Raw genomic sequence first — 19,550 nt, 5'->3', positions numbered from 1 at the left:
ATAAAATTAAGAACTTATATTTTGTCGCACATCTTCCCAAGTGCACGAATTGCTTTCCCCTTTTAAATGTCTTTATCTTGGGCTGTCTATTATTTTATAATCATCTTCATTAAGTTGTTCTTGATCTTCTTCTAAAACAGCTCTTACTTTTTCTAAAATTTCTTCTTTTTGGGTGTTTAAAAGCATTTCTATTAATTCCATTTTTGTGAGTTGCAAGTCCATGATTTCTATATTTTTAGCATCTCAAAGATAATTATTTTGTTTTAATCTTATTTTCAATAATTTGTTATTTTATTGCAACAAAGTAAATTCAGAAATTTTAAATCATCAGTCGCAACGAATACTTCGGAGAATAGTATTTTGTTTTAATTACTTATTCCAAATTGCCCAAGCTTTTTCTGCTTGAAAAATAAGCATGTCCAAACCGTTTTTGATTTGCGCTCCTTGTTCTTTTGCTTTTTTAAGAAATTGCGTTTCTGCGGGATTGTAAATCAAGTCAAAAGCAATATGATTTTCCGTAAAGTATTCGTAAGGAATTAATGGGAATGAATCCGTATCGGGACTTGTTCCTACAGGAGTTGAATTAATAATTATTTGGTAATTATCAAAAGTTGTAGCATTGATTCTATTGTAGTCAATTGCATTTTCTTTGGCTTCTCTGGAAACAAAGGTGTATAAAATACCCAATTCGTCCAAAGCATATGCAACACCTTTTGACGCGCCGCCTGTTCCTAAAATCAAAGCTTTTTTATGGTGGGGTTGCAATAGAGTTTCTAATGATTTTTTGAAACCAAAATAATCGGTATTGAAGCCTTTCAGTTTTCCTTTTTTGGTAATTTTGATCGTATTTACGGCACCAATTACCATTGCTTTTTTTGAAAGTTTATCCAAAAATGGAATCACTGTTTCTTTATACGGAATAGTAACATTCAAACCTTTTAAGTCGATGGTACTTTTTATTATCTCAGGAAATGTAGCTATTTCTTGAATGTCAAAATTCTCATATGTACACCCTTCAAAGTTTTCGCTATTGAATTTATCTGTAAAATACCCTTTCGAAAAGGAATAATGGATATTTCTTCCCAACAAACCAAAACGTTTTCTTACTATTTCAATCATTATAATTTTTTATGTTTTGCAATATAATTTTGCACCATTTTTCTGGTCCAAACTACAGGAAATAAATCCTCAATAATAATATAGTTATCAAAATTCAATCTCATGGCATTACTCAAATGGAATTTTGCCTTCGTATTGTCTTGTATCATAAAATACAATCCAGCTAAACGATATTCGATTTCATTTTCTTCCGGAAAATATTCGGATGCTTGTAACAAGGTTTGAATCGCACTTTCGAATTCACCTAAAAACTGAAGAATATCAACCCAGAACAACCAAGTGTCTATTTGATAATCACCAAATTCCACCGCTTTTCTATAGCCAAATTCAGCTTCCTCAAAAAAGTTCATTTGTTTGTTTATAGATGCAAAACGTTTCCAGTACAAACGATTTTGATTGTCAATAGCTAATGCTTTGTTGACATAAATAAGTGCTTTCTGATAGTTTTTTTGGCGAACATAAAAATCAGTAATTGCAATCCAACCTTTGTCCAAAAGGGGATCTTCATGAACTGTTTTGTTGAAATATTTCAATGCTAGGGCTTTGTGTCCTAATTTCTCATGACATTTTCCTATTCGGAGTAAAGCATAAGAAGTGGCATCGTCTAATTCGATTGTTCTTTCATAACTTTCTATTGCTTCTTCGTATTTTTTTAATCGTTCAAAAGCTTTCGCTTTTTCCATGAATGCACCTAGGAATTCATCATCGATTAAAGTAGCGTAATCGAAGGCGCGAATTGCATTTTCATATTCTTTTACGCCATAATGCAAACGTCCCAACTGATGCCAGGCAATTTCGCTGTACGGGTTTTTATCGATATATTTATTCAAGTAGGTTATGGCCTCTTGATTTTGATCTAAGAATTCAAAACAATACACCACATTATATAATGCTGATTGGTCTTCAAGATCTTCTTCTAAACATTTAATGAAGCTTTCTTTCGCCAATTCTAGATTGTCCATGAATAAGTATTCCATCCCGATTAAATTATAGACATCGGCATAGTCATCCGTATATTTTAAAGCAATTCTTAATAATTCAACTGCTTTTTCGTGTTGGTCTCTTTTCGAATAAATATTGGCTTTTTGAATGTAAATTTCTTCATTAGTTGGCTCAATCGCATATAACTCATTCAATAGTTTTTCAGCTATTTCTAGTTTGTCATCATAGACTAACATCTCCACTTGGACTAATTTTAGTCCTGTTGATGTTGGGTGTTGATCCAGTGCTAGTTTTAGTGCTTTTTTTGCCAAAGCGGCCTTCCCCATATCGAGGTAATGAAGTATAATTTCTTCAAATTCTTCGGAGTCAAAAAAGAGGACTTTGTTGGTTTTCAACATCGACTCAAATTTAGACAGGGATAAGTTATAGTCTTCTTCTTCGTTGCTTAATTGCATCTTTTGTTTTTTTAGAATTTGGCCTACTTAAAAGTAAACATCCTTACTGTTATTGTGAGGAAAAGTAGGAATTGTTTTGAACAATTTAATTAACAAAATTAGTGCTGATTTATTACAAATGCCATAGCCCTGATGGAAGTGGAAATCCTCTATAATTTCGTTTTTAAAACGAGATTAGAGAGATTGTAATGGACAGCAGGATATAGCTCCTAAAAAAACTAATTTTTATTCAAAATGGCATCCATTACTTCTAGCATTATAGCGCAGCCTTCGCGAATTTCTTCAATAGAAATGGTAAGCGGCGGCGTGATTCGGATTGCGCATCCTTCAAACAGTAACCAGAATAATATGAGTCCCTTGTCTTGACATATGAGAATTACTTCATTTGTTATATTGGCACTTTTGGTCATTGCGGCAAGCATTAATCCTTTTCCTCTTATTTCTATTATCAAAGGATGTACCAAAAGTGATCTGAATAGGTTTTCTTTTTCCAGCGCTTCAGCCATTAAATTGGTCTCAGTAATTTCCTGTAAAGTCGCCAAACAGGCTGACGCAATGACAGGGTGGCCTCCAAAAGTCGTGATATGTCCCAGTTTTGGATTATCGCTCAATAAATCCATCATGGAAGATGAAGCGGTAAAAGCGCCTACCGGCATGCCCCCACCCATTCCTTTTCCCATCACAAGAATATCAGGAACGACGTCATAATTTTGGAATCCAAAGAGTTTTCCGGTTCTTCCAAAACCCGGTTGGATTTCATCAAGAATCATGATCGCACCAACTTCAGTACAACGCTGACGCACTTTTTTGAGAAAATCGTTGTGCGGCTGAATAAATCCTGCACCACCTTGAATGGTTTCCAGAATAATTCCTGCCGTTTTAGTCGTTATTTTTTGTAAATCTTCTACATTATTGAACGTTATAAAATCCACATCAGGAATCAATGGGCGAAAGATTTGTTTGCGCTCTTCAAATCCCATCACGCTCATTGAGCCCATAGTATTTCCGTGATAGGCATTATGGCAAGATATTAATTGACTTCTTCCCGTAGTTCTTCTGGCGAGTTTTAAGGCGCCTTCTATGGCTTCCGTACCAGAATTTACCAAGTAGGTTTTGTCTAATGGTTTTGGCAGGAGTGAAGCTAATAGTTTGCAATATTGGACGGCGGGACTTTGGGAATATTCGCCATAGACCATCACGTGCGAATATTTGTCCAATTGATCTTTAATAGCTTGGTTTACTCTGGGATGCTGATGTCCAAGCGCACAAGCCGAAACGCCGGCCACAAAATCCAAATATTTTTTATTATTGGTGTCGTAAATATAGGAGCCCATAGCATGAGAAACTTCCATACCCAACGGATAAGGAGAAGTTTGTGCTTGGTATTTTAAGAAATCGGTGTTCACTTTTTTAGAAATTTAACCGTAAAGTTTGCAAAGATTTTCGCAAAGTTCACGAAGTTTTTAAAGAGGCTTATTTACTCGTGTGTCTCAGACTGAAGACTGCTCCCGAAGCTTCGGGATGAACATTTATCACTTTTTCTTCACTTTCTTTTTATCGTAATTAAAGGTTTCCTTTCGCACTTTCATTGGAACATTTTCTTTCGCATCTTCCGTTTTTCCTTGTTTGACTAATTTGTCATTAAGTTCATTTTCTTCTGGGGGAAAAATATCATCTTTCGATTTTATCCTTTCGTCACCGCGCCACACTAATCCTCTTAGTTTTCGTGCATTTTCTGGCAGATCTTTTTCGGGATAAATATCGCCATCCACTTGTTTGAAGAAAGTAATACTTTCAATCGCATTTTTTTCTAAAATAAGATTGATTTTACTGCTCACATTTTTGTTGATCCCAATGAGTTCCTTGGCGTCATTTCGCATATAGTAAATGACCTCAGTATTTTTTACAATGTCCACATCATGGAGTTTCCCTTCTTCGAATTTCCCATATAGATTTTGCCCTTTTACCTGATTATAGCCTGTTCCCAGTGTGTCTTTAGAGACCAGAAAGGTGTTATTGAGGACTTTGAGGGAATCGAGTTTTTGCGTGTTATTATTTCCAATAAGGTGCATAACATCGCCCGTAATTTGGCTTTCTCCATTCCAAAGTATAGGGTTTCCTATCATTTTTGTCAAGGCAGTTTTTGAACTTGAATGTATCGAATCGCATTTGCCACTCATATCCGTTTTATAAAAACGGACATTATTAAAAGCACGAATGATGCGATTGCCTTCTTTGCCAGTTACCATCAATTTTTTTCCATGAATATAAACGGAGTCATTATCGACAAAGTTTATAGCCACCGCTCTTTTGGTTACAAAAACAGAATCCTTTTTTTTATATAATTCGGCATAATGTCCTTTAATAATTCCTCTGTTGATAGAGTCTGTGATTTTTACATTTCGTGTTGCCGACGCAAATTCCCTGTTTCGGTCATAATACAAACTATCTCCCCTAATTATTCGATCGTCGTACTTGATATAGGATTTTTTGACAAAATGAGCCAGGTTTTTTTTAGTATCATAAAACCCTTTCTCAGTATAAATATAATTAGCTTTGCTAGTAATGGTTGATGGTCCAAAAAGATAGGAGTGACCTGAATTACTGTAATAATCTAAATGGTTTGATTTTATAACATAAGTTGGATTAGTAATTGTCACCGCCGTAAGGAATTTAAACTTTTTCTGTGCGACATAATATTTTCCTGACTTACTTTGCAAAGTATTCTCCTTGTTAGTAACTGTGCCTTGTGTGTTGTAATATACCTCTTGAGTGTTTCTGTTAAAGTTGATTGTATCTGTGGCTAATGTTGCATCTGGAGAACTCATTACCGCATTTCCTGTCGCAAATGCTTGTTTTACATTTCCATTGTATTCCGCATATTTACTGTTTAAAAATAAAGTATCACCTTGCACTATTTGCACATTTCCAAATGCTTTTATATAATTCTCTTTTTGAAAAAAATACGCCTTATTGCAGGTCAGAACTACGCCGTCATGGTTGACACGCACATTTCCTGTAAGCAAAAAAGCATCCGGAATTTCTACTTGATTAACATCTGCAAAATCAGAATGTTCAACAATAATTTTTTTAGGAGCCTGAGCCAAAACTAAATTTGTACCAAGCAGTATTAAACAACAACGAAATAGGAATTTCTTCAATGGATTTATTTTTTGTCAAATTTATGAAAAAGGTTACAATCCTAATCGATATTAGGATTTATTTATAATAGTTGAAAAATAAGCAAAAAATGGTGGGATTCCGTTTTTAAAGTTATCAACAAATAAAGCTACTCTTTCGTTGTAGTAGTTCTTTTGAAAAGTGTATTTGTTTTAATTGATATCAATCTTCTCTTCTTTCTATAAATTATATTAATTTTAAAAATTGAATAAATAAATAGGACGATTTATCTAAAAAAATACGAATTGAAACCAGCATAAATAATTTTATATGATAAAAAAGACAATTATAGTTGCAGGGATTAGCGTGGTGCTTTTAGCAACTGCTTGCAAAACAAAAGATTTAAAAATGAATGCAGAAAAGAAAGAGATAGTCTCTGAGAAGAAAATTGTAGTATATCAAGTTTTTACCCGATTATTCGGAAATAAAAATACCACTAATAAACTTTGGGGAACTATTGAAGAAAATGGAGTTGGGAAGTTTAATGATTTTACGGATAAAGCACTTCATGAAATAAAAGATTTAGGTGTAACTTATATTTGGTATACTGGAGTTCCACATCATGCTTTGGTTCGGGATTACACTGCTATAGGAATTTCGAATGATGATCCGGAAGTAGTAAAAGGAAGAGCCGGATCACCTTATGCCGTAAAAGATTATTATAATGTAAACCCTGATTTAGCTGTAAATCCAGCTAATCGTTTGCAAGAATTTGAGTCCTTAATTGCCAGAACCCATAAAGCGGGATTAAAAGTGATTATTGATATTGTTCCTAATCATATTGCACGCAAATACGAAGGAAAGAGTAACCCGGTCGGGATTAAAGATTTTGGTGCTGATGATGATGTTTCTGTTGAATATAAAAGAGACAATAATTTCTATTATATTCCAAATACCCATTTTGAAATTCCAGATAATGTAAAACCATTAAATGGAGAAAGTAATCCATTAATTGACGGGAAATTTGAAGAAAATCCAGCTAAATGGACTGGTAATGGTTCACGAATGGCAAAACCAGATAAGAATGATTGGTACGAAACCGTAAAAGTAAATTATGGAATTCGTCCTGACGGTTCGAAAGATTTTCCAGAACTTCCCGCTGGTTTTGATACCAAATCAAATGAAGAACATTTCGCATTTTGGAAAGGAAAAGTGGTTCCAAATTCATGGACTAAATTTAGAGATATTGCATTGTATTGGACAGCTAAAGGAGTAGATGGTTTCCGATATGATATGGCTGAAATGGTTCCGTATGAATTTTGGAGTTATATGAATTCAGCAATAAAGACAAAAAATCCAGATGCTTTTTTACTAGCCGAAGTGTATAATCCTAAAGAATATAGGAATTACATTCATCTGGGTAAAATGGATTATTTATATGATAAAGTCGAAACGTACGATAAATTGAAAGATGTCATTAAAGGTAAATCGTTACCTGACGGGTTATCTGATATCCAAAAAGGGATTCAAAATATCGAACATCATATGTTGCATTTTTTAGACAATCATGATGAACAGCGCTTGGCAAGCCCAGAATTTGCAGGAACGCCACAAAAAGGAAAACCACTGATGGTTGTTTCCACAACAATAAGTACGTCGCCAACCATGATTTATTTTGGGCAAGAAGTAGGAGAGGCGGGAAATGAAAATGCAGGTTTCGGGACACACTCCAGAACTTCAATTTTTGATTATGTTGGTGTGCCGAATCATCAACGCTGGATGAACGGTGGTAAATTTGACGGAGGTCAATTGACTCAAGATGAAAAAGACTTACGTGATTTTTACAAACGTTTGCTTAATTTTTCTATCAATAGTTCTGCATTAATGGGGAAATATCAAGAAATTCAAACCGTTAATCGTCAAGTTACAAAGGGTTACGCTCCTGGAATCTATTCATTTGTTCGTTGGTCTGATTCTCAAAAGTTACTTGTGGTAACTAATTTTTCTTGGCTTACAACCAGTAATTTCGAACTGAAAATCCCTTCGGATATTATTAAAAAGTGGAATTTGAAAGATGGAAATTATATTTTAACAGATCAATTGTATAAAAAGAGTTCTATACGATTACAAGTTCAGAACGGAGAAGGAAAAGCCCAAATCACTATTGCTCCATCAGAATCGTTTATTTATCAGTTATAAAATAAATCAATTATATAAATTTTATTGATTTCCATTTAAAAAAAAATGCTGTTACAATTTTTTGTAACAGCATTTTTTTAGCTTAAAAGCGAAACGACTATTTCTTTATGGCAGCTTCATAATTTTCAGCCACTTTTTTCCAATTGATGACATTAAAAAAAGCGTCTATATAATTTTTTCTTTTATATTGATAATCAAGGTAATAAGCATGTTCCCAAACGTCCAGAGCCAAAATAGGTTTTCCTTGGATTAATGCATCTGCCATTAAAGGATTGTCCTGATTTTGAGTACTAGTAAGTTGTAATTGACCTGCTTTATCAACGACTAACCAAACCCAACCGGAACCAAATATTTTTTCTGATTCATTTTTGAACAGTGAAGTGAAATTTGCAAATGTTCCAAATCTTTTGGTGATTGCGTCTGCCAGAGTATCTTTGGGTTCTCCTCCAGCTTTAGGACCCATACATTGCCAGTACAAGGTGTGATTATAGTAACCGCCTGCATTATTTCTGATATTGGCATTATTCAAATCTAATTTTGATAATAATTCTTCAATAGTCAGATTTTCTAAGTCTGTTCCTGCAATCGCCTTATTCAAATTATTAGTGTACGTCAGATAATGTTTCGAATAATGCATCTCTAATGCTATCGCCGAAATGTTTGGGGCTAAAGCATCGTACGCATAAGATAATTTTTCCATTTGAAAAGCACCTTCATTCGCTTTCACATCTTCAGGGAGTCCAATAGCTATTTTTTCTTGGGCGGTAGGAAGTGGAACTTCAACAACTTCAGTAAGCTTTTTGTTATTACAAGAAAATAATATTGTAACTAACAGTAAATTAGATATTAAAAAAATATTTTGTTTCATTTGGAAGTTATTTTTTTAAAAGAGTTTCAATGATTTCTATATAGTGCTCTTTGGCTTCCTCCGAAGTAAGATGGCTAATTTGCATCCAAGCATTGGTTTTGAAAGCATCTCTTAAATGATAATTAGTCGTTTGTTTTAGGTCCAAAGTTCCTAAAGTAGCCTGCTTATAGAACGCGTAAAGCCTTAATTGCACATCTTGGGGTAAAGATGCCTGAGTCATATCAGAAGCAATTTCAACTGCCTCTTGAAATCGTGTATCTAAATCTTTTTCGATCATTACCCTTTGGTTGCAATAATAGTTTTTCCGCCAATGGCTTTTTGGTTAAGTACTACATTTATAGGTGTGCCAAGAGGTAAAAAGATATCTACTCTTGAACCAAATTTTATAAAACCAGCATCAGTTCCTTGAATCACCTGCATGCCTTCTTCAGCATAATTTACAATTCTTCGCGCCAAAGCACCGGCAATTTGACGATATAATATTTCACCAAATGTGTTATTTTCAATTACAACTGTAGTTCGTTCATTTTCTTCACTTGACTTAGGATGCCAAGCTACCAAAAATTTTCCGGGATGATATTTACTGAACTTTACAATTCCGCTAAGGGCATAACGAGTTACATGCACGTTTATAGGTGACATGAAAATCGAAACTTGAATGCGTTTGTCTTTGAAGTATTCAGCCTCAAAAACTTCTTCAATAACGACTACTTTTCCATCCACGGGAGCAAGAATTTGATTCTCGTCAAGAAGTACAGTTCTTTTTGGATTTCTGAAAAATTGTAAAATGATAATTAACACTAAGAAAGCACTTAGTTGAATTAACATTTTAATCCAGTTTGTGTCTATAAATTTATCAGACAATAAAAGCACCGAAGTACTGAAAATGATGCCTATTAATATAGACGGGGTTCCTTCTTTATGAAACATAATTTAAAATTTGGTAAAATAAATATACAAATGGTGCTACAAATATAACACTATCTAATCGATCTAAAATGCCACCGTGTCCTGGCATTATTTTTCCGCTGTCTTTTACACCAGCAATTCTTTTAAATTTGGACTCAATTAAATCTCCAATTGTTCCAATAAAGCCAACAATAATAGCGATTGTTGTCCAAATGATAATTGACTTCTCTAAATGATTCGGGCTAGCTTGAATATAATATTTTGATATTAAAAAACCTGCAAAAACTGCAAAAACAACACCCCCTATTAAACCTTCGATGGTTTTTTTTGGAGAAATACGCTCTAATAATTTATGTTTTCCAATAGATTTGCCAACAATGTAAGCAAAAGTGTCGTTCGTCCAGATAAGAATGAAAAGACCTATTATTATTTTAGGGTTGTAATCTTTTATACCAAAGGATATTTTTGTAATAAAAACGAAAGGCAGTATGATGTATCCCAGTAAATAAATATATTTAGAAGTAGGTGTAATCGATTGGATTTTGTCATTAAACAGAAAATAAATACATTTTAAAGACACTAAGATGGTAATGAGCAATAATACTTTATATATAATGTCCATATCCAAAAGGATAATATAATTTTCTCCAACAATGGAATATATTATTTCTTCGGTAAGAGGTTTGTAGAAAGAGATTAGATTGATTCCGCCATAAAATATTAGTGCAAATAGTATTGGAATTACTTTGTTAATTTGAACTAAATTGCAAAATTCATATACAGCGATAAGTAAGAAAACTCCAAATAAAAGGAAAAAGCTTTCAGTTGAATATAATATTGAAACTAATAATAAAATTACGTAGATAGCACCAGATATGGCTCTCTTGAGTGTTTCATTCATCTTATTGGTCTTCTAAAAGCAATAAATAAAGATTTTTAGCTGAACTTCCGTATTGTGTAAAATCTTCCTCTTTTGCTTTTTCGAAATATTTTATTGTAGTAATATTGGTAGGGTAGTCTCTTTCGTATTTCTTTTTTATGGCACTCAGTCCATCGCTTTTTGCCGCTAGAATTTGGCTTGTATTAGCTAAAATTACAATATTGGTAGGTAATTCGTGTGGTTTATTTTGCTTTATTTGTTTTGAAGAAAATAAAATAGACCCTTCTTCAGCGATTAAATTTTCACAACTTGCAAGTAGAAATTTAGGATTAGCTGATTTATTATAAGTCAGTTTATTGTCATCAAGAATTTTGAAAAGAGTAGGATCATAACATAGAACGTCACTTTCGAACCAGTCGTTCTCTGCGAGTATGTTTTCAAAATGTTCGCTTACTTCTTCTGAGTTTTCACAGTATAAAAATTTACCACCATTTTTCTTAAAATTATAGATGAATTTCTCATCTATAGATGTAGCGTTTTCAGTAAAGTATTTACTACTCTCACTTTCTTTATCTTCATCAGAAGCTAGATTACTAGAACCAAAAAATTTTCTAAAAAGACTCATATACTTTTAAACTACTTAATTTATTACTTGAAAACGTTCAAAGATAAAAAAATCTTAATTCAAAAGCTGTTTTTGAATTAAGATTTTAAAAATAATTAAATAATTTGTGTTTTATTAAGACACTACTTCCTCAAGATTTTTATCAAATGTTCGTTTTCCGAAAATAGCTTCTAAGTCATCTTTGAAAATAACTTCCTTTTCAATTAAAATATTAGCCAGCTGATTAAGCTTGTCTTTATTTTCTTCTAAAATTTGGATGGCTCTTTGGTATTGACTTTCAATGAGTAATGAGATTTCTTCGTCAATTATTCTAGCTGTTTCTTCAGAATAAGGTTTTGCAAAACTATATTCACTTTGTCCCGTCGAATCATAATAAGTTACATTACCTATTTTTTCATTCAAACCATATACCGTAACCATGGCACGAGCTTGTTTAGTTACTTTTTCTAAATCACTCAATGCGCCAGTTGAAATTCTGTTGAAAGTTACTTTTTCGGCAGCTCTTCCTCCCATAGTTGCACACATTTCATCTAGCATTTGGTCAGGACGAACGATTAAGCGCTCTTCTGGTAAATACCATGCCGCTCCAAGACTTTGTCCTCTTGGAACAATCGTTACTTTTATAAGAGGGGCAGCGTGTTCTAACATCCAACTTACAGTTGCGTGACCAGCTTCGTGAATAGCAATTGCTTTCTTTTCTTCTGGAGTTACAATTTTATTTTTCTTTTCAAGACCACCTACAATTCTATCAACAGCATCTAAAAAATCTTGTTTATCAACCGCTGTTTTGTTATTTCTGGCAGCAATAAGTGCTGCTTCATTACATACATTAGCAATATCCGCTCCGGAGAAACCAGGAGTTTGTTTCGCTAAAAAGTCGGTATCAAGTCCTTCTACTTTTTTCAAAGGCGCAAGATGCACTTTAAAAATCTCAGCACGTTCGCGAATATCTGGAAGATCTACAAAAATTTGTCTGTCAAAACGACCTGCACGCATTAATGCTTTGTCAAGTACATCAGCTCTATTCGTTGCAGCTAAAACAATTACATTTGAATTGGTACCAAAACCATCCATTTCAGTTAATAGTTGATTTAATGTGTTTTCACGTTCATCATTTCCACCTGACATGTTGCTTTTTCCTCTAGCTCTACCTACTGCGTCAATTTCATCAATAAAAATGATAGCAGGAGATTTTTCCTTAGCTTGTTTGAATAAATCACGTACACGTGATGCACCTACACCAACAAACATTTCCACAAAATCAGAACCTGATAAAGAGAAGAATGGCACTTGTGCTTCACCAGCTACGGCTTTCGCCAATAAAGTTTTTCCTGTTCCAGGAGGTCCTACAAGTAGTGCTCCTTTTGGAATTTTACCACCAAGGTTAGTATATTTTTCAGGATTTTTTAAGAATTCTACAATTTCTTGTATCTCTTCTTTTGCACCTTCTAGTCCAGCAACATCTTTAAATGTAGTTTTAATATCTGTTTTTTCGTCAAAAAGTTTAGCTTTCGATTTTCCAATATTGAAAATCTGTCCGCCACCAGCTCCGCCGCCGCCTGACATTTTTCTCATTATAAAAATCCAAACTCCAATTATAATAATAATAGGCAATAAACTAATTAGGATATCTGTCCAATTGTTTTTTGGTAAGAAATTAAAATCTTTCAATTTTCCTTCACTAACCGCTTTTTCCAGTTTATTTTGGAATATTTGATCATTACCAATATCAAAAGAGTAATGAGGACCTTTGTTTGGTCTGTCAAAAACATCTTTAGCTACGTTTTTGTGCACCGCATCCTTTAATGCAGCAGCATTTAGGTATACTTCTGCTTCCGTTTTGTTGTAAACTATTACTTTTTCAATTTGTCCTTTTTCTAAAAAATTATTAAATTTAGAAGAGGTCAGTTGTGCAGGTTCATTTAAACTCGAGCCACCAGTTATAAAACTTATAAACAAGAAAATTAATAAGATTGCAGTGTAAATTAACCAAGGACTTACTTTAAATTTATTCGAATTTGGATTATTATCTTTAGCCATTAGAAGTTTTTTCTTTAGTATTTGTTTTGGATAGTAGTGATTTTTGCATCACCCCAAAGACTTTCTATATTGTAGTATTCTCGGATGTGTTTTTGGAAAACATGGACAACTATATTTACATAATCCATAAGAACCCATTCTGCATTATCAGTTCCCTCAACATGCCAAGGCTTATCTTTCAATTCTTTTGAAACTGTTTTTTGAATTGAGTTAACAATAGCGTTAACTTGTGTATTTGAATTACCATTGCAAATGATAAAATAATCACAAACTGCGGTGTCTATTTCTCTTAAATCAAGAATATCGATATCATTTCCTTTTACTTCTTCTATTCCCTTAATGATGTTCGCCAATAGGTCATCATTATTTATAGTCTTTTTCGCCATGAATTATTTTTATATAAGTTTGTAAAGTTACCATTTTTTGTGATTATTTTTGAACCTTAACATAATATTAAATTCTGTTTCACAAAATACGTTATATGAAACTAATCAAACTCGATGCCATAGATTCAACAAATGAATTCCTGAAAGGATTATCGAACAAACAAGAACTAGAAAACTTTACGGTTGTCACTGCCGAAAATCAAACTAAAGGAAAAGGACAAATGGGAGCCGTTTGGGCATCTGAGGTGGGTAAAAACTTAATATTGAGTGTTTTGGTAAAGGATTTTTTATCAGATATTTGTCAGATATATGATCTCAATATTATAGCTTCACTTGCAGTAATTGATGCTCTTGAATGGTATAATATACCAAATCTTAGTATCAAATGGCCAAACGACATAATGTCAGACAATAAAAAAATAGGTGGCATTTTAATTGAAAACAGTATTAAAAGTGACGGAACTATTGTTTCTATTGTAGGTTTAGGTTTAAATGTCAATCAAACCAAATTCGAAAATTTACCTAAAGCATCTTCATTGTCGGTTATTTGTAACTTAAAATTTAATAAAGAGGATTTGCTTTTTTCGATAATTGACAACATAGAAAGAAAGGTATCGGTAGGTAAACAAAATTCGGATACTTTTTGGACGGACTACTCCAATAAATTATTTAAGAAAGGAGTTCCAATGCCTTTTTCAGACCAAAATAATCAAAATTTTATGGGGATTATCCAAGGAATAACAGCAATTGGTAAACTTGAAATTCTGCTTGAAGACGACAGTGTTGTTGAGTTTGATATCAAGGAAATTCAAATGCTGTATTAGGGAAGAAAATAGGCAGAAGGCAAAAGAGAAAAAGAGAAAAAGAAAAAAGAATATAGAATAGTATATCTACTTCTCTATATTCTTTTCTCTCGTTACCAAAGTTTTCCAATTCCCCCTTCGGGGGTTAGGGGGCTTATAATTTCACCATATTAGTGGCTAAAGTTTCAATAAATTTCCCAATAGGGCCTTTTATCATCATAGCCATCATGGGATTGAAATCTCCTTCAAAATCAAGTTTAACATCACTTGAATTATCTGTTACAGCATTAATGTTAGCAACCAATGTAAATGGAAGTTTGTCGCTGGCAGCACCCAAAACTATTTTATTTGGCGCTACTTTTTCTTTCATTTTTAATTTTATTTCCGGCATGCCTTTCAATCCAAAAATAAACGCATCATCACCGATAACTTCAAATTTCGCAATGTTTTCAGGCATTAATTTTTCGAAATTTTGAACATTGCTTAATAATTCAAATAATTCTTGTGCTGATTTTTCGACGGTAACTTTTGGACTTTCTAAGTTCATAGATTTGTTTTTGTTTATTTTAAAAAAAAATATATTATTAATTTTTACACTTGAACATTCCAAGTTGATGGACTTCCGTTCCATTCTCTCAGAGTTTGTTCTTCTTCTTCAGTTATATATTTTTTGGCTACAGCCAAATTTAACAGATTCTGATAATTACTTAATGTCAATAAATCGATATTGGCATTTTTAAAATTTTGTTCCGCAACATCAAATCCATATGTGAATATTGCCGCCATTCCCTTAATGTTGGCCCCAGCTGCTCGTAATGCTTCTACGGCAAGTAAACTGCTGTTTCCAGTACTTATCAAATCTTCTACAACGACAACGTTTTGTCCTTTTTGTAAAAATCCTTCCACTTGGTTTAACCTTCCATGTTTTTTTGCTTCTGGACGAACATACACAAATGGTAATCCTAAACTTTCTGCAACTAGCATACCAATTCCTATCGCTCCAGTGGCTACACCGGCAATAACATCTGGTTTTCCAAATTGTTTTTCAATATTTTTGGAAAACTCATCTCGCACATAATTTCTTATGGCTGGAAATGAGAGGATTAAACGGTTATCGCAATAAATAGGCGATTTCCATCCCGAAGCCCACGTAAAAGGATTTCTTGGATTCAATTTAATTGCATTTATTTGCAAAAGCAATTCGGCTGTTTTCTCGGCTGTTTCTTTATTAAAAATCATAATACAAATGTATAAAGTTTTTGTTAACGACAAACCACTTTTTTTGACAAATCACATCTCTAAAGAGACAGATTTTCAATTGTTCCTGTTAGAGAGCATTGACATCGAGCAACTTATAGTAAAAATATTTCAAAATAAAATTCAAAAAGCCTACTTGTATCATCCTGATGAAAAGGAAATCATGAAGACTTTGAAGGCTAAAATTCCGGTTACCAAAGCTGGTGGAGGACTAGTCTACAATAAAAAAGGGGAGGTTTTATTTATTTTTAGAAACGGAAAATGGGATTTACCTAAAGGTGGAATCGAAAAAGGAGAAGAAATTGAAGATACCGCCATGCGAGAAGTAGAGGAAGAAACAGGTGTTAATTTACTATCCATTTCTCATAAACTTCAAAAAACATATCACGTTTTTAGACGTAATGGAAAATACAAACTAAAAATTACGCATTGGTTCGAAATGCAATCTGATTTTGAAGGCACGCCAGAAGGTCAATTAGAAGAAGGAATAGAAAAAGTGGCCTGGATGAACCCAGAACAAATTAAGGAAGCGCTAAAAAATTCCTATGAAAATATAAAATTATTATTCGAAGAAGAAGAACTCCTGAAATAGAAGTTTTTTTATTTTAAAATTCTATACACCGGATATTGTAAATGCGCTTTTTCATAATAAACGGAATGCTTGTAAATCCAGTCTAATTGTGCTTCCGGATTTTTAAGAAAACTTGAGTCATTCTGCTTTTTTAACTCAAATTCTGCTTTTATTTTTGGATTATCTTTTAAAATTCGTGTTGCAGTATCTTCAAAAACATAATCAGAATATCCCTCTTTTTGCTGTAGCATTGTGTCGAAAAAATTCCAATTGAAAAAAGAATCAATTCCTTCGGGTTCTAATGTTTCCAATAAATATTTTATGCCCTTTTGTTGCGTTGGAATAATGTAGTCTCCTTTGGCGAAAGCCAATTTTTCAATTTTTGAATTTATAGTAGTATTTCTATGCAAATAATGCCCCTCATAAGCCGATGTTGTCGTTTTGAAATCAGCGATTTTGTAACTTTCAACTTCAATTATTGTATCTTTTTTTAATTGAGTGTAGGTAATGGTATTGCTTATCAATAAGTCAATAACTGGCCAAAATCCTTTCGGAATAATATACGCTGTTGGGATAATAATCTCTTTTACAGATTTGAATTCTTTAATGTAGGGAACGTCTTTTTTATATGGTTTTGTTCTGTCGTAAAATAAACGGTTTCCTGCGGTAACATCACTGTTTTTATAAATGGCTTCATACCCTAAAAAGGGGAAAGTTGTCTTTTTTGTACTGTCGATTTCCCATTTTATGGTGTACGATTTTTTGGGTTGGTATTGTTCTTCATTTTTCAAACGGAGCCGCTTAATTTTTTCAAAATTAGCATCGGTGTAATCAATTGCAGATCTCATATATTCATACGTTACTTTCACGCGATCCGCATATTTTTTCAGCATGTGTGTTTCTACCACAAACCCAATGGTGTTAAACAATGAAGTGTAACCCGTTGCAAATCTTGGGCTTTCAAAAAACTGCCCAAAACCTTTGTCTGGCGTATCTGCAAATGAGTTGACATACGGCGTCATTTCTATTTTCTTCTTTTGTAAATCCTTAACTAAAGCAGGCATCATTTCGGTATTTAAAAAAACACCTAAAACGGTCCCTAGTTTGTTTTGTTGCGTCATGATGTAGGTGAGTTTGTATTGATAATCAGAGCCATTACTAACATGATTATCAATAAAAACATCAGCATTAATTTTATGAAAAATTTCGACAAAACTCTTCGTGTTTCTTGTATCTGATTTGATGAAATCACGATTTAAATCATAGTTTCTTGCGTTTCCACGAAAGCCATAAGATTCAGGACCGTTTTGATTCGCTCTTGTCGTAGAATTTCTATTTAAAGCACCGCCAATATTATATACCGGAATACAAACAATGACAGTATTTTTTGGAATTTTTATTTTGCCTAAAGCCAAATCCCGAAACAATTGCATGGTTGCATCAATGCCGTCCGGTTCGCCAGCATGAATGCCGTTATTGATAAATAATACTACTTTATTTTTTTGAATTTCTTCAAAATCAAATTGTTTTTCAGGGTTGAAAGTTACTATGTGCAGAGGCTCTCCACTATCTGTCAGGCCCATTTCCTGCATTTTTATGGTAGGAAAATCACGAGCTAAAAGTTTGTAATATGCGATGGTTTCTTGATAGGTAGCGGATTGATTTCCGTTTCCTTTTTCGAAAAAAGTGTCGTATTTATTGCCTTTTTGAGCAAATGTACTAAAGGAAAATAGTAAAAAAAGGAATGTGAAAAATCTCATATTTCGGTTTTTAATTTGAATTTCAAATGTAGCTTTTTTTAGACAAGTACAGAAAGATAGTTAGAAAAGGAAGGTTGTCATTAAAAAATATGAAAATTCATAATTCAAAATTCATAACTCAAAATTAAAAATTACCTTTGCCGAAATAGAAAAAATGAATAAGAAACACCATTCCAACAATATACTTTTGAATTTAGGCATCGAAAGTCTGAACGAAATGCAAGAAGTAGCCCAAGATGCAATCTTGAATGATAACAATGTTTTATTGCTTTCGCCAACAGGATCAGGGAAAACTTTAGCTTTTTTATTGCCTATTTTGGAGATGTTGCAACCTGAATTCCAGTCGGTTCAATGTTTAATTCTAGTTCCATCTCGTGAATTAGGATTGCAAATTGAGCAGGTTTGGAAAAAAATGGGAACTGATTATAAAGTAAATGTTTGCTACGGTGGACATTCCATCGATACAGAAATCAAGAATTTAAGCAATCCACCGGCAGTTTTAATAGGAACGCCAGGGAGAATTGCTGATCATATTGACAGAGGAACTTTCCGCGTGGATAAAATCCAAACCTTGATTCTGGATGAATTTGATAAATCGTTGCAATTGGGTTTCCATGAACAAATGTCGTTTATCATTGGAAAATTGACGAAACTGAACAAACGTGTTTTGGTTTCTGCAACTTCCGATATTGAGATTCCAAGATATACCAGAGTGGTGAATCCAACGATTTTGGACTTTATTCCAGAAAATTTAGAAGAGACGAATCTTTCCATGAAAATGGTAGTTTCAAAAGAGAAGGATAAAATAGGAAGTTTATTCAACCTGATTTGTTCGTTGAAATCGCAATCGGCCATTGTTTTTTGTAATCATCGTGATGCTGCAGAACGCATCAGCGATACATTGAATGAAAAAGGGATTTATTCTACTTATTATCATGGTGGAATGGATCAGGATGAACGCGAACGCGCATTAATCCAGTTTCGTAATGGAAGTGCGAGTTACTTAATCACTACAGATTTAGCCGCTCGTGGACTTGATATCCCTGAAATGAATCACGTAATTCATTATCATTTGCCATCCAAAGAAGACGAATTTACCCATAGAAACGGTAGAACGGCTCGTATGCTTGCATCCGGAACCGCTTATATTATTGCTCATGAAAGTGAGAAAAAAATGGATTATATTGATTATGGAATGAGTGTTTTCAATATAGAAAGCGCAACTTCATTGCCAAAACCACCTGAATTTCAAACGATTTACATCAGTGGTGGAAAGAAAAACAAACTAAATAAAATTGATATTATGGGTTTCTTTTCCCAAAAAGGAAAGTTGGAAAAAGGAGATTTAGGATTGATAGAAGTAAAAGATTTTATCTCGTTTGCTGCTGTTAAATTCAATAAAGTAAAAGATTTGCTGCACAATATAAAAGATGAAAAAATGAAGGGCAAGAAATTTAAAATTGAAGTTGCCCGAAAAGTGATAAAAAAAGAAGAGGAGTAATTAGTGATCAGTTTTCAGTGTTCAGTTTTAAAAGAGTGAGCAGTGATCAGTGAAAAAAGGGGAGTATTCAGTGATTGGCTTTTAATGAGCAGTAAAAATGGCCTAACAATTAAAA

The 19,550-nt window shown here is 33.3% G+C and carries 19 protein-coding genes; 4 read left to right on the top strand and 15 right to left on the bottom strand.

Annotation, left to right across the window (positions count from 1 at the left end; all coding sequences use genetic code 11):
- Positions 1-72: 72 nt before the first annotated feature.
- From IWX84_RS09585 to IWX84_RS09565, 5 genes are all read right to left on the bottom strand, one after another.
- The gene (locus IWX84_RS09585) at positions 73-222 is read right to left on the bottom strand and encodes a hypothetical protein (RefSeq protein ID WP_196850523.1); all 150 of its coding nucleotides are present in this window, start codon (positions 220-222) and stop codon (positions 73-75) included.
- 147 nt (positions 223-369) lie between these two features.
- Complete coding sequence (locus IWX84_RS09580) at positions 370-1,119, bottom strand: shikimate dehydrogenase family protein (RefSeq protein ID WP_196850522.1); 750 nt, start codon at positions 1,117-1,119, stop codon at positions 370-372.
- A complete protein-coding gene (locus tag IWX84_RS09575) occupies positions 1,119-2,516 on the bottom strand; it encodes a tetratricopeptide repeat protein (RefSeq protein WP_196850521.1) in 1,398 nt (465 codons plus the stop codon). Before IWX84_RS09575 ends, IWX84_RS09580 begins: the two co-directional genes overlap by 1 nt.
- A 218-nt stretch (positions 2,517-2,734) precedes the next feature.
- Positions 2,735-3,922 (bottom strand): aspartate aminotransferase family protein, encoded by a 1,188-nt coding sequence (locus IWX84_RS09570; protein WP_196850520.1) that lies wholly within the window; start codon positions 3,920-3,922, stop codon positions 2,735-2,737.
- 126 nt (positions 3,923-4,048) lie between these two features.
- Positions 4,049-5,677, bottom strand: coding sequence for an OstA-like protein (locus tag IWX84_RS09565; RefSeq protein ID WP_196850519.1), 1,629 nt, complete (start codon positions 5,675-5,677; stop codon positions 4,049-4,051).
- Positions 5,678-5,966: 289 nt separating this feature from the next.
- Here IWX84_RS09565 and IWX84_RS09560 point away from each other — a divergent pair, with 289 nt between their 5' ends.
- Positions 5,967-7,835: an alpha-amylase family protein gene (locus IWX84_RS09560; protein WP_196850518.1), complete on the top strand. Its 1,869-nt coding sequence runs from the start codon at positions 5,967-5,969 to the stop codon at positions 7,833-7,835.
- 97 nt (positions 7,836-7,932) lie between these two features.
- Here IWX84_RS09560 and IWX84_RS09555 read toward each other — a convergent pair whose 3' ends face one another.
- The 7 genes from IWX84_RS09555 to rsfS form a co-directional block, all read right to left on the bottom strand.
- The gene (locus IWX84_RS09555; RefSeq protein WP_196850517.1) at positions 7,933-8,703 is read right to left on the bottom strand and encodes a superoxide dismutase; all 771 of its coding nucleotides are present in this window, start codon (positions 8,701-8,703) and stop codon (positions 7,933-7,935) included.
- Between the two features lie 7 nt (positions 8,704-8,710).
- Positions 8,711-8,980, bottom strand: a complete 270-nt coding sequence (locus IWX84_RS09550) for an acyl-CoA-binding protein (protein WP_196850516.1) — start codon at positions 8,978-8,980, stop codon at positions 8,711-8,713.
- Positions 8,980-9,633, bottom strand: a complete 654-nt coding sequence (locus IWX84_RS09545; protein ID WP_196850515.1) for a phosphatidylserine decarboxylase family protein — start codon at positions 9,631-9,633, stop codon at positions 8,980-8,982. The genes IWX84_RS09550 and IWX84_RS09545 overlap by 1 nt, the downstream gene beginning before the upstream one ends.
- Complete coding sequence (locus tag IWX84_RS09540) at positions 9,623-10,513, bottom strand: phosphatidate cytidylyltransferase (protein ID WP_196850514.1); 891 nt, start codon at positions 10,511-10,513, stop codon at positions 9,623-9,625. Before IWX84_RS09540 ends, IWX84_RS09545 begins: the two co-directional genes overlap by 11 nt.
- A gap of 1 nt (position 10,514) precedes the next feature.
- Positions 10,515-11,117 carry an LUD domain-containing protein gene (locus tag IWX84_RS09535; protein WP_196850513.1) on the bottom strand — a complete coding sequence of 201 codons (603 nt, stop codon included), beginning with the start codon at positions 11,115-11,117 and terminating at the stop codon, positions 10,515-10,517.
- Positions 11,118-11,231: 114 nt separating this feature from the next.
- Entirely contained in the window at positions 11,232-13,157 is a 1,926-nt protein-coding gene (ftsH, locus tag IWX84_RS09530) for an ATP-dependent zinc metalloprotease FtsH (protein WP_196850512.1), read from the bottom strand.
- Positions 13,158-13,171: 14 nt separating this feature from the next.
- Complete coding sequence (gene rsfS, locus IWX84_RS09525) at positions 13,172-13,543, bottom strand: ribosome silencing factor (protein ID WP_073207166.1); 372 nt, start codon at positions 13,541-13,543, stop codon at positions 13,172-13,174.
- A gap of 95 nt (positions 13,544-13,638) precedes the next feature.
- Between rsfS and IWX84_RS09520 the strand changes: the two genes are divergently transcribed.
- Entirely contained in the window at positions 13,639-14,367 is a 729-nt protein-coding gene (locus tag IWX84_RS09520) for a biotin--[acetyl-CoA-carboxylase] ligase (protein WP_196850511.1), read from the top strand.
- A gap of 133 nt (positions 14,368-14,500) precedes the next feature.
- Here the strand turns inward: IWX84_RS09520 and IWX84_RS09515 are convergent, their stop codons facing one another.
- Both IWX84_RS09515 and pyrE read right to left on the bottom strand, forming a co-directional pair.
- On the bottom strand, positions 14,501-14,893 hold the full coding sequence (locus tag IWX84_RS09515; RefSeq protein ID WP_196850510.1) for an SRPBCC family protein: 393 nt from the start codon (positions 14,891-14,893) through the stop codon (positions 14,501-14,503).
- A 44-nt stretch (positions 14,894-14,937) separates the two neighbouring features.
- The gene (gene pyrE / locus IWX84_RS09510; RefSeq protein ID WP_196850509.1) at positions 14,938-15,585 is read right to left on the bottom strand and encodes an orotate phosphoribosyltransferase; all 648 of its coding nucleotides are present in this window, start codon (positions 15,583-15,585) and stop codon (positions 14,938-14,940) included.
- Positions 15,586-15,592: 7 nt separating this feature from the next.
- On the opposite strand from pyrE, the gene IWX84_RS09505 reads away from it, so the two are divergent.
- On the top strand, positions 15,593-16,195 hold the full coding sequence (locus IWX84_RS09505; RefSeq protein WP_196850508.1) for an NUDIX hydrolase: 603 nt from the start codon (positions 15,593-15,595) through the stop codon (positions 16,193-16,195).
- 8 nt (positions 16,196-16,203) lie between these two features.
- Here the strand turns inward: IWX84_RS09505 and IWX84_RS09500 are convergent, their stop codons facing one another.
- Positions 16,204-17,934 carry a M14 family metallopeptidase gene (locus IWX84_RS09500; protein ID WP_196850507.1) on the bottom strand — a complete coding sequence of 577 codons (1,731 nt, stop codon included), beginning with the start codon at positions 17,932-17,934 and terminating at the stop codon, positions 16,204-16,206.
- Positions 17,935-18,088: 154 nt separating this feature from the next.
- Here IWX84_RS09500 and IWX84_RS09495 point away from each other — a divergent pair, with 154 nt between their 5' ends.
- Positions 18,089-19,435 (top strand): DEAD/DEAH box helicase, encoded by a 1,347-nt coding sequence (locus IWX84_RS09495; RefSeq protein WP_196850506.1) that lies wholly within the window; start codon positions 18,089-18,091, stop codon positions 19,433-19,435.
- Positions 19,436-19,550 lie beyond the last annotated feature (115 nt).

Origin of the sequence: Flavobacterium sp. CG_9.10 (assembly GCF_015752245.1) — a bacterium.
GTDB lineage: Bacteria > Bacteroidota > Bacteroidia > Flavobacteriales > Flavobacteriaceae > Flavobacterium.
This window is presented reverse-complemented; position numbering and strand designations above follow the sequence as displayed.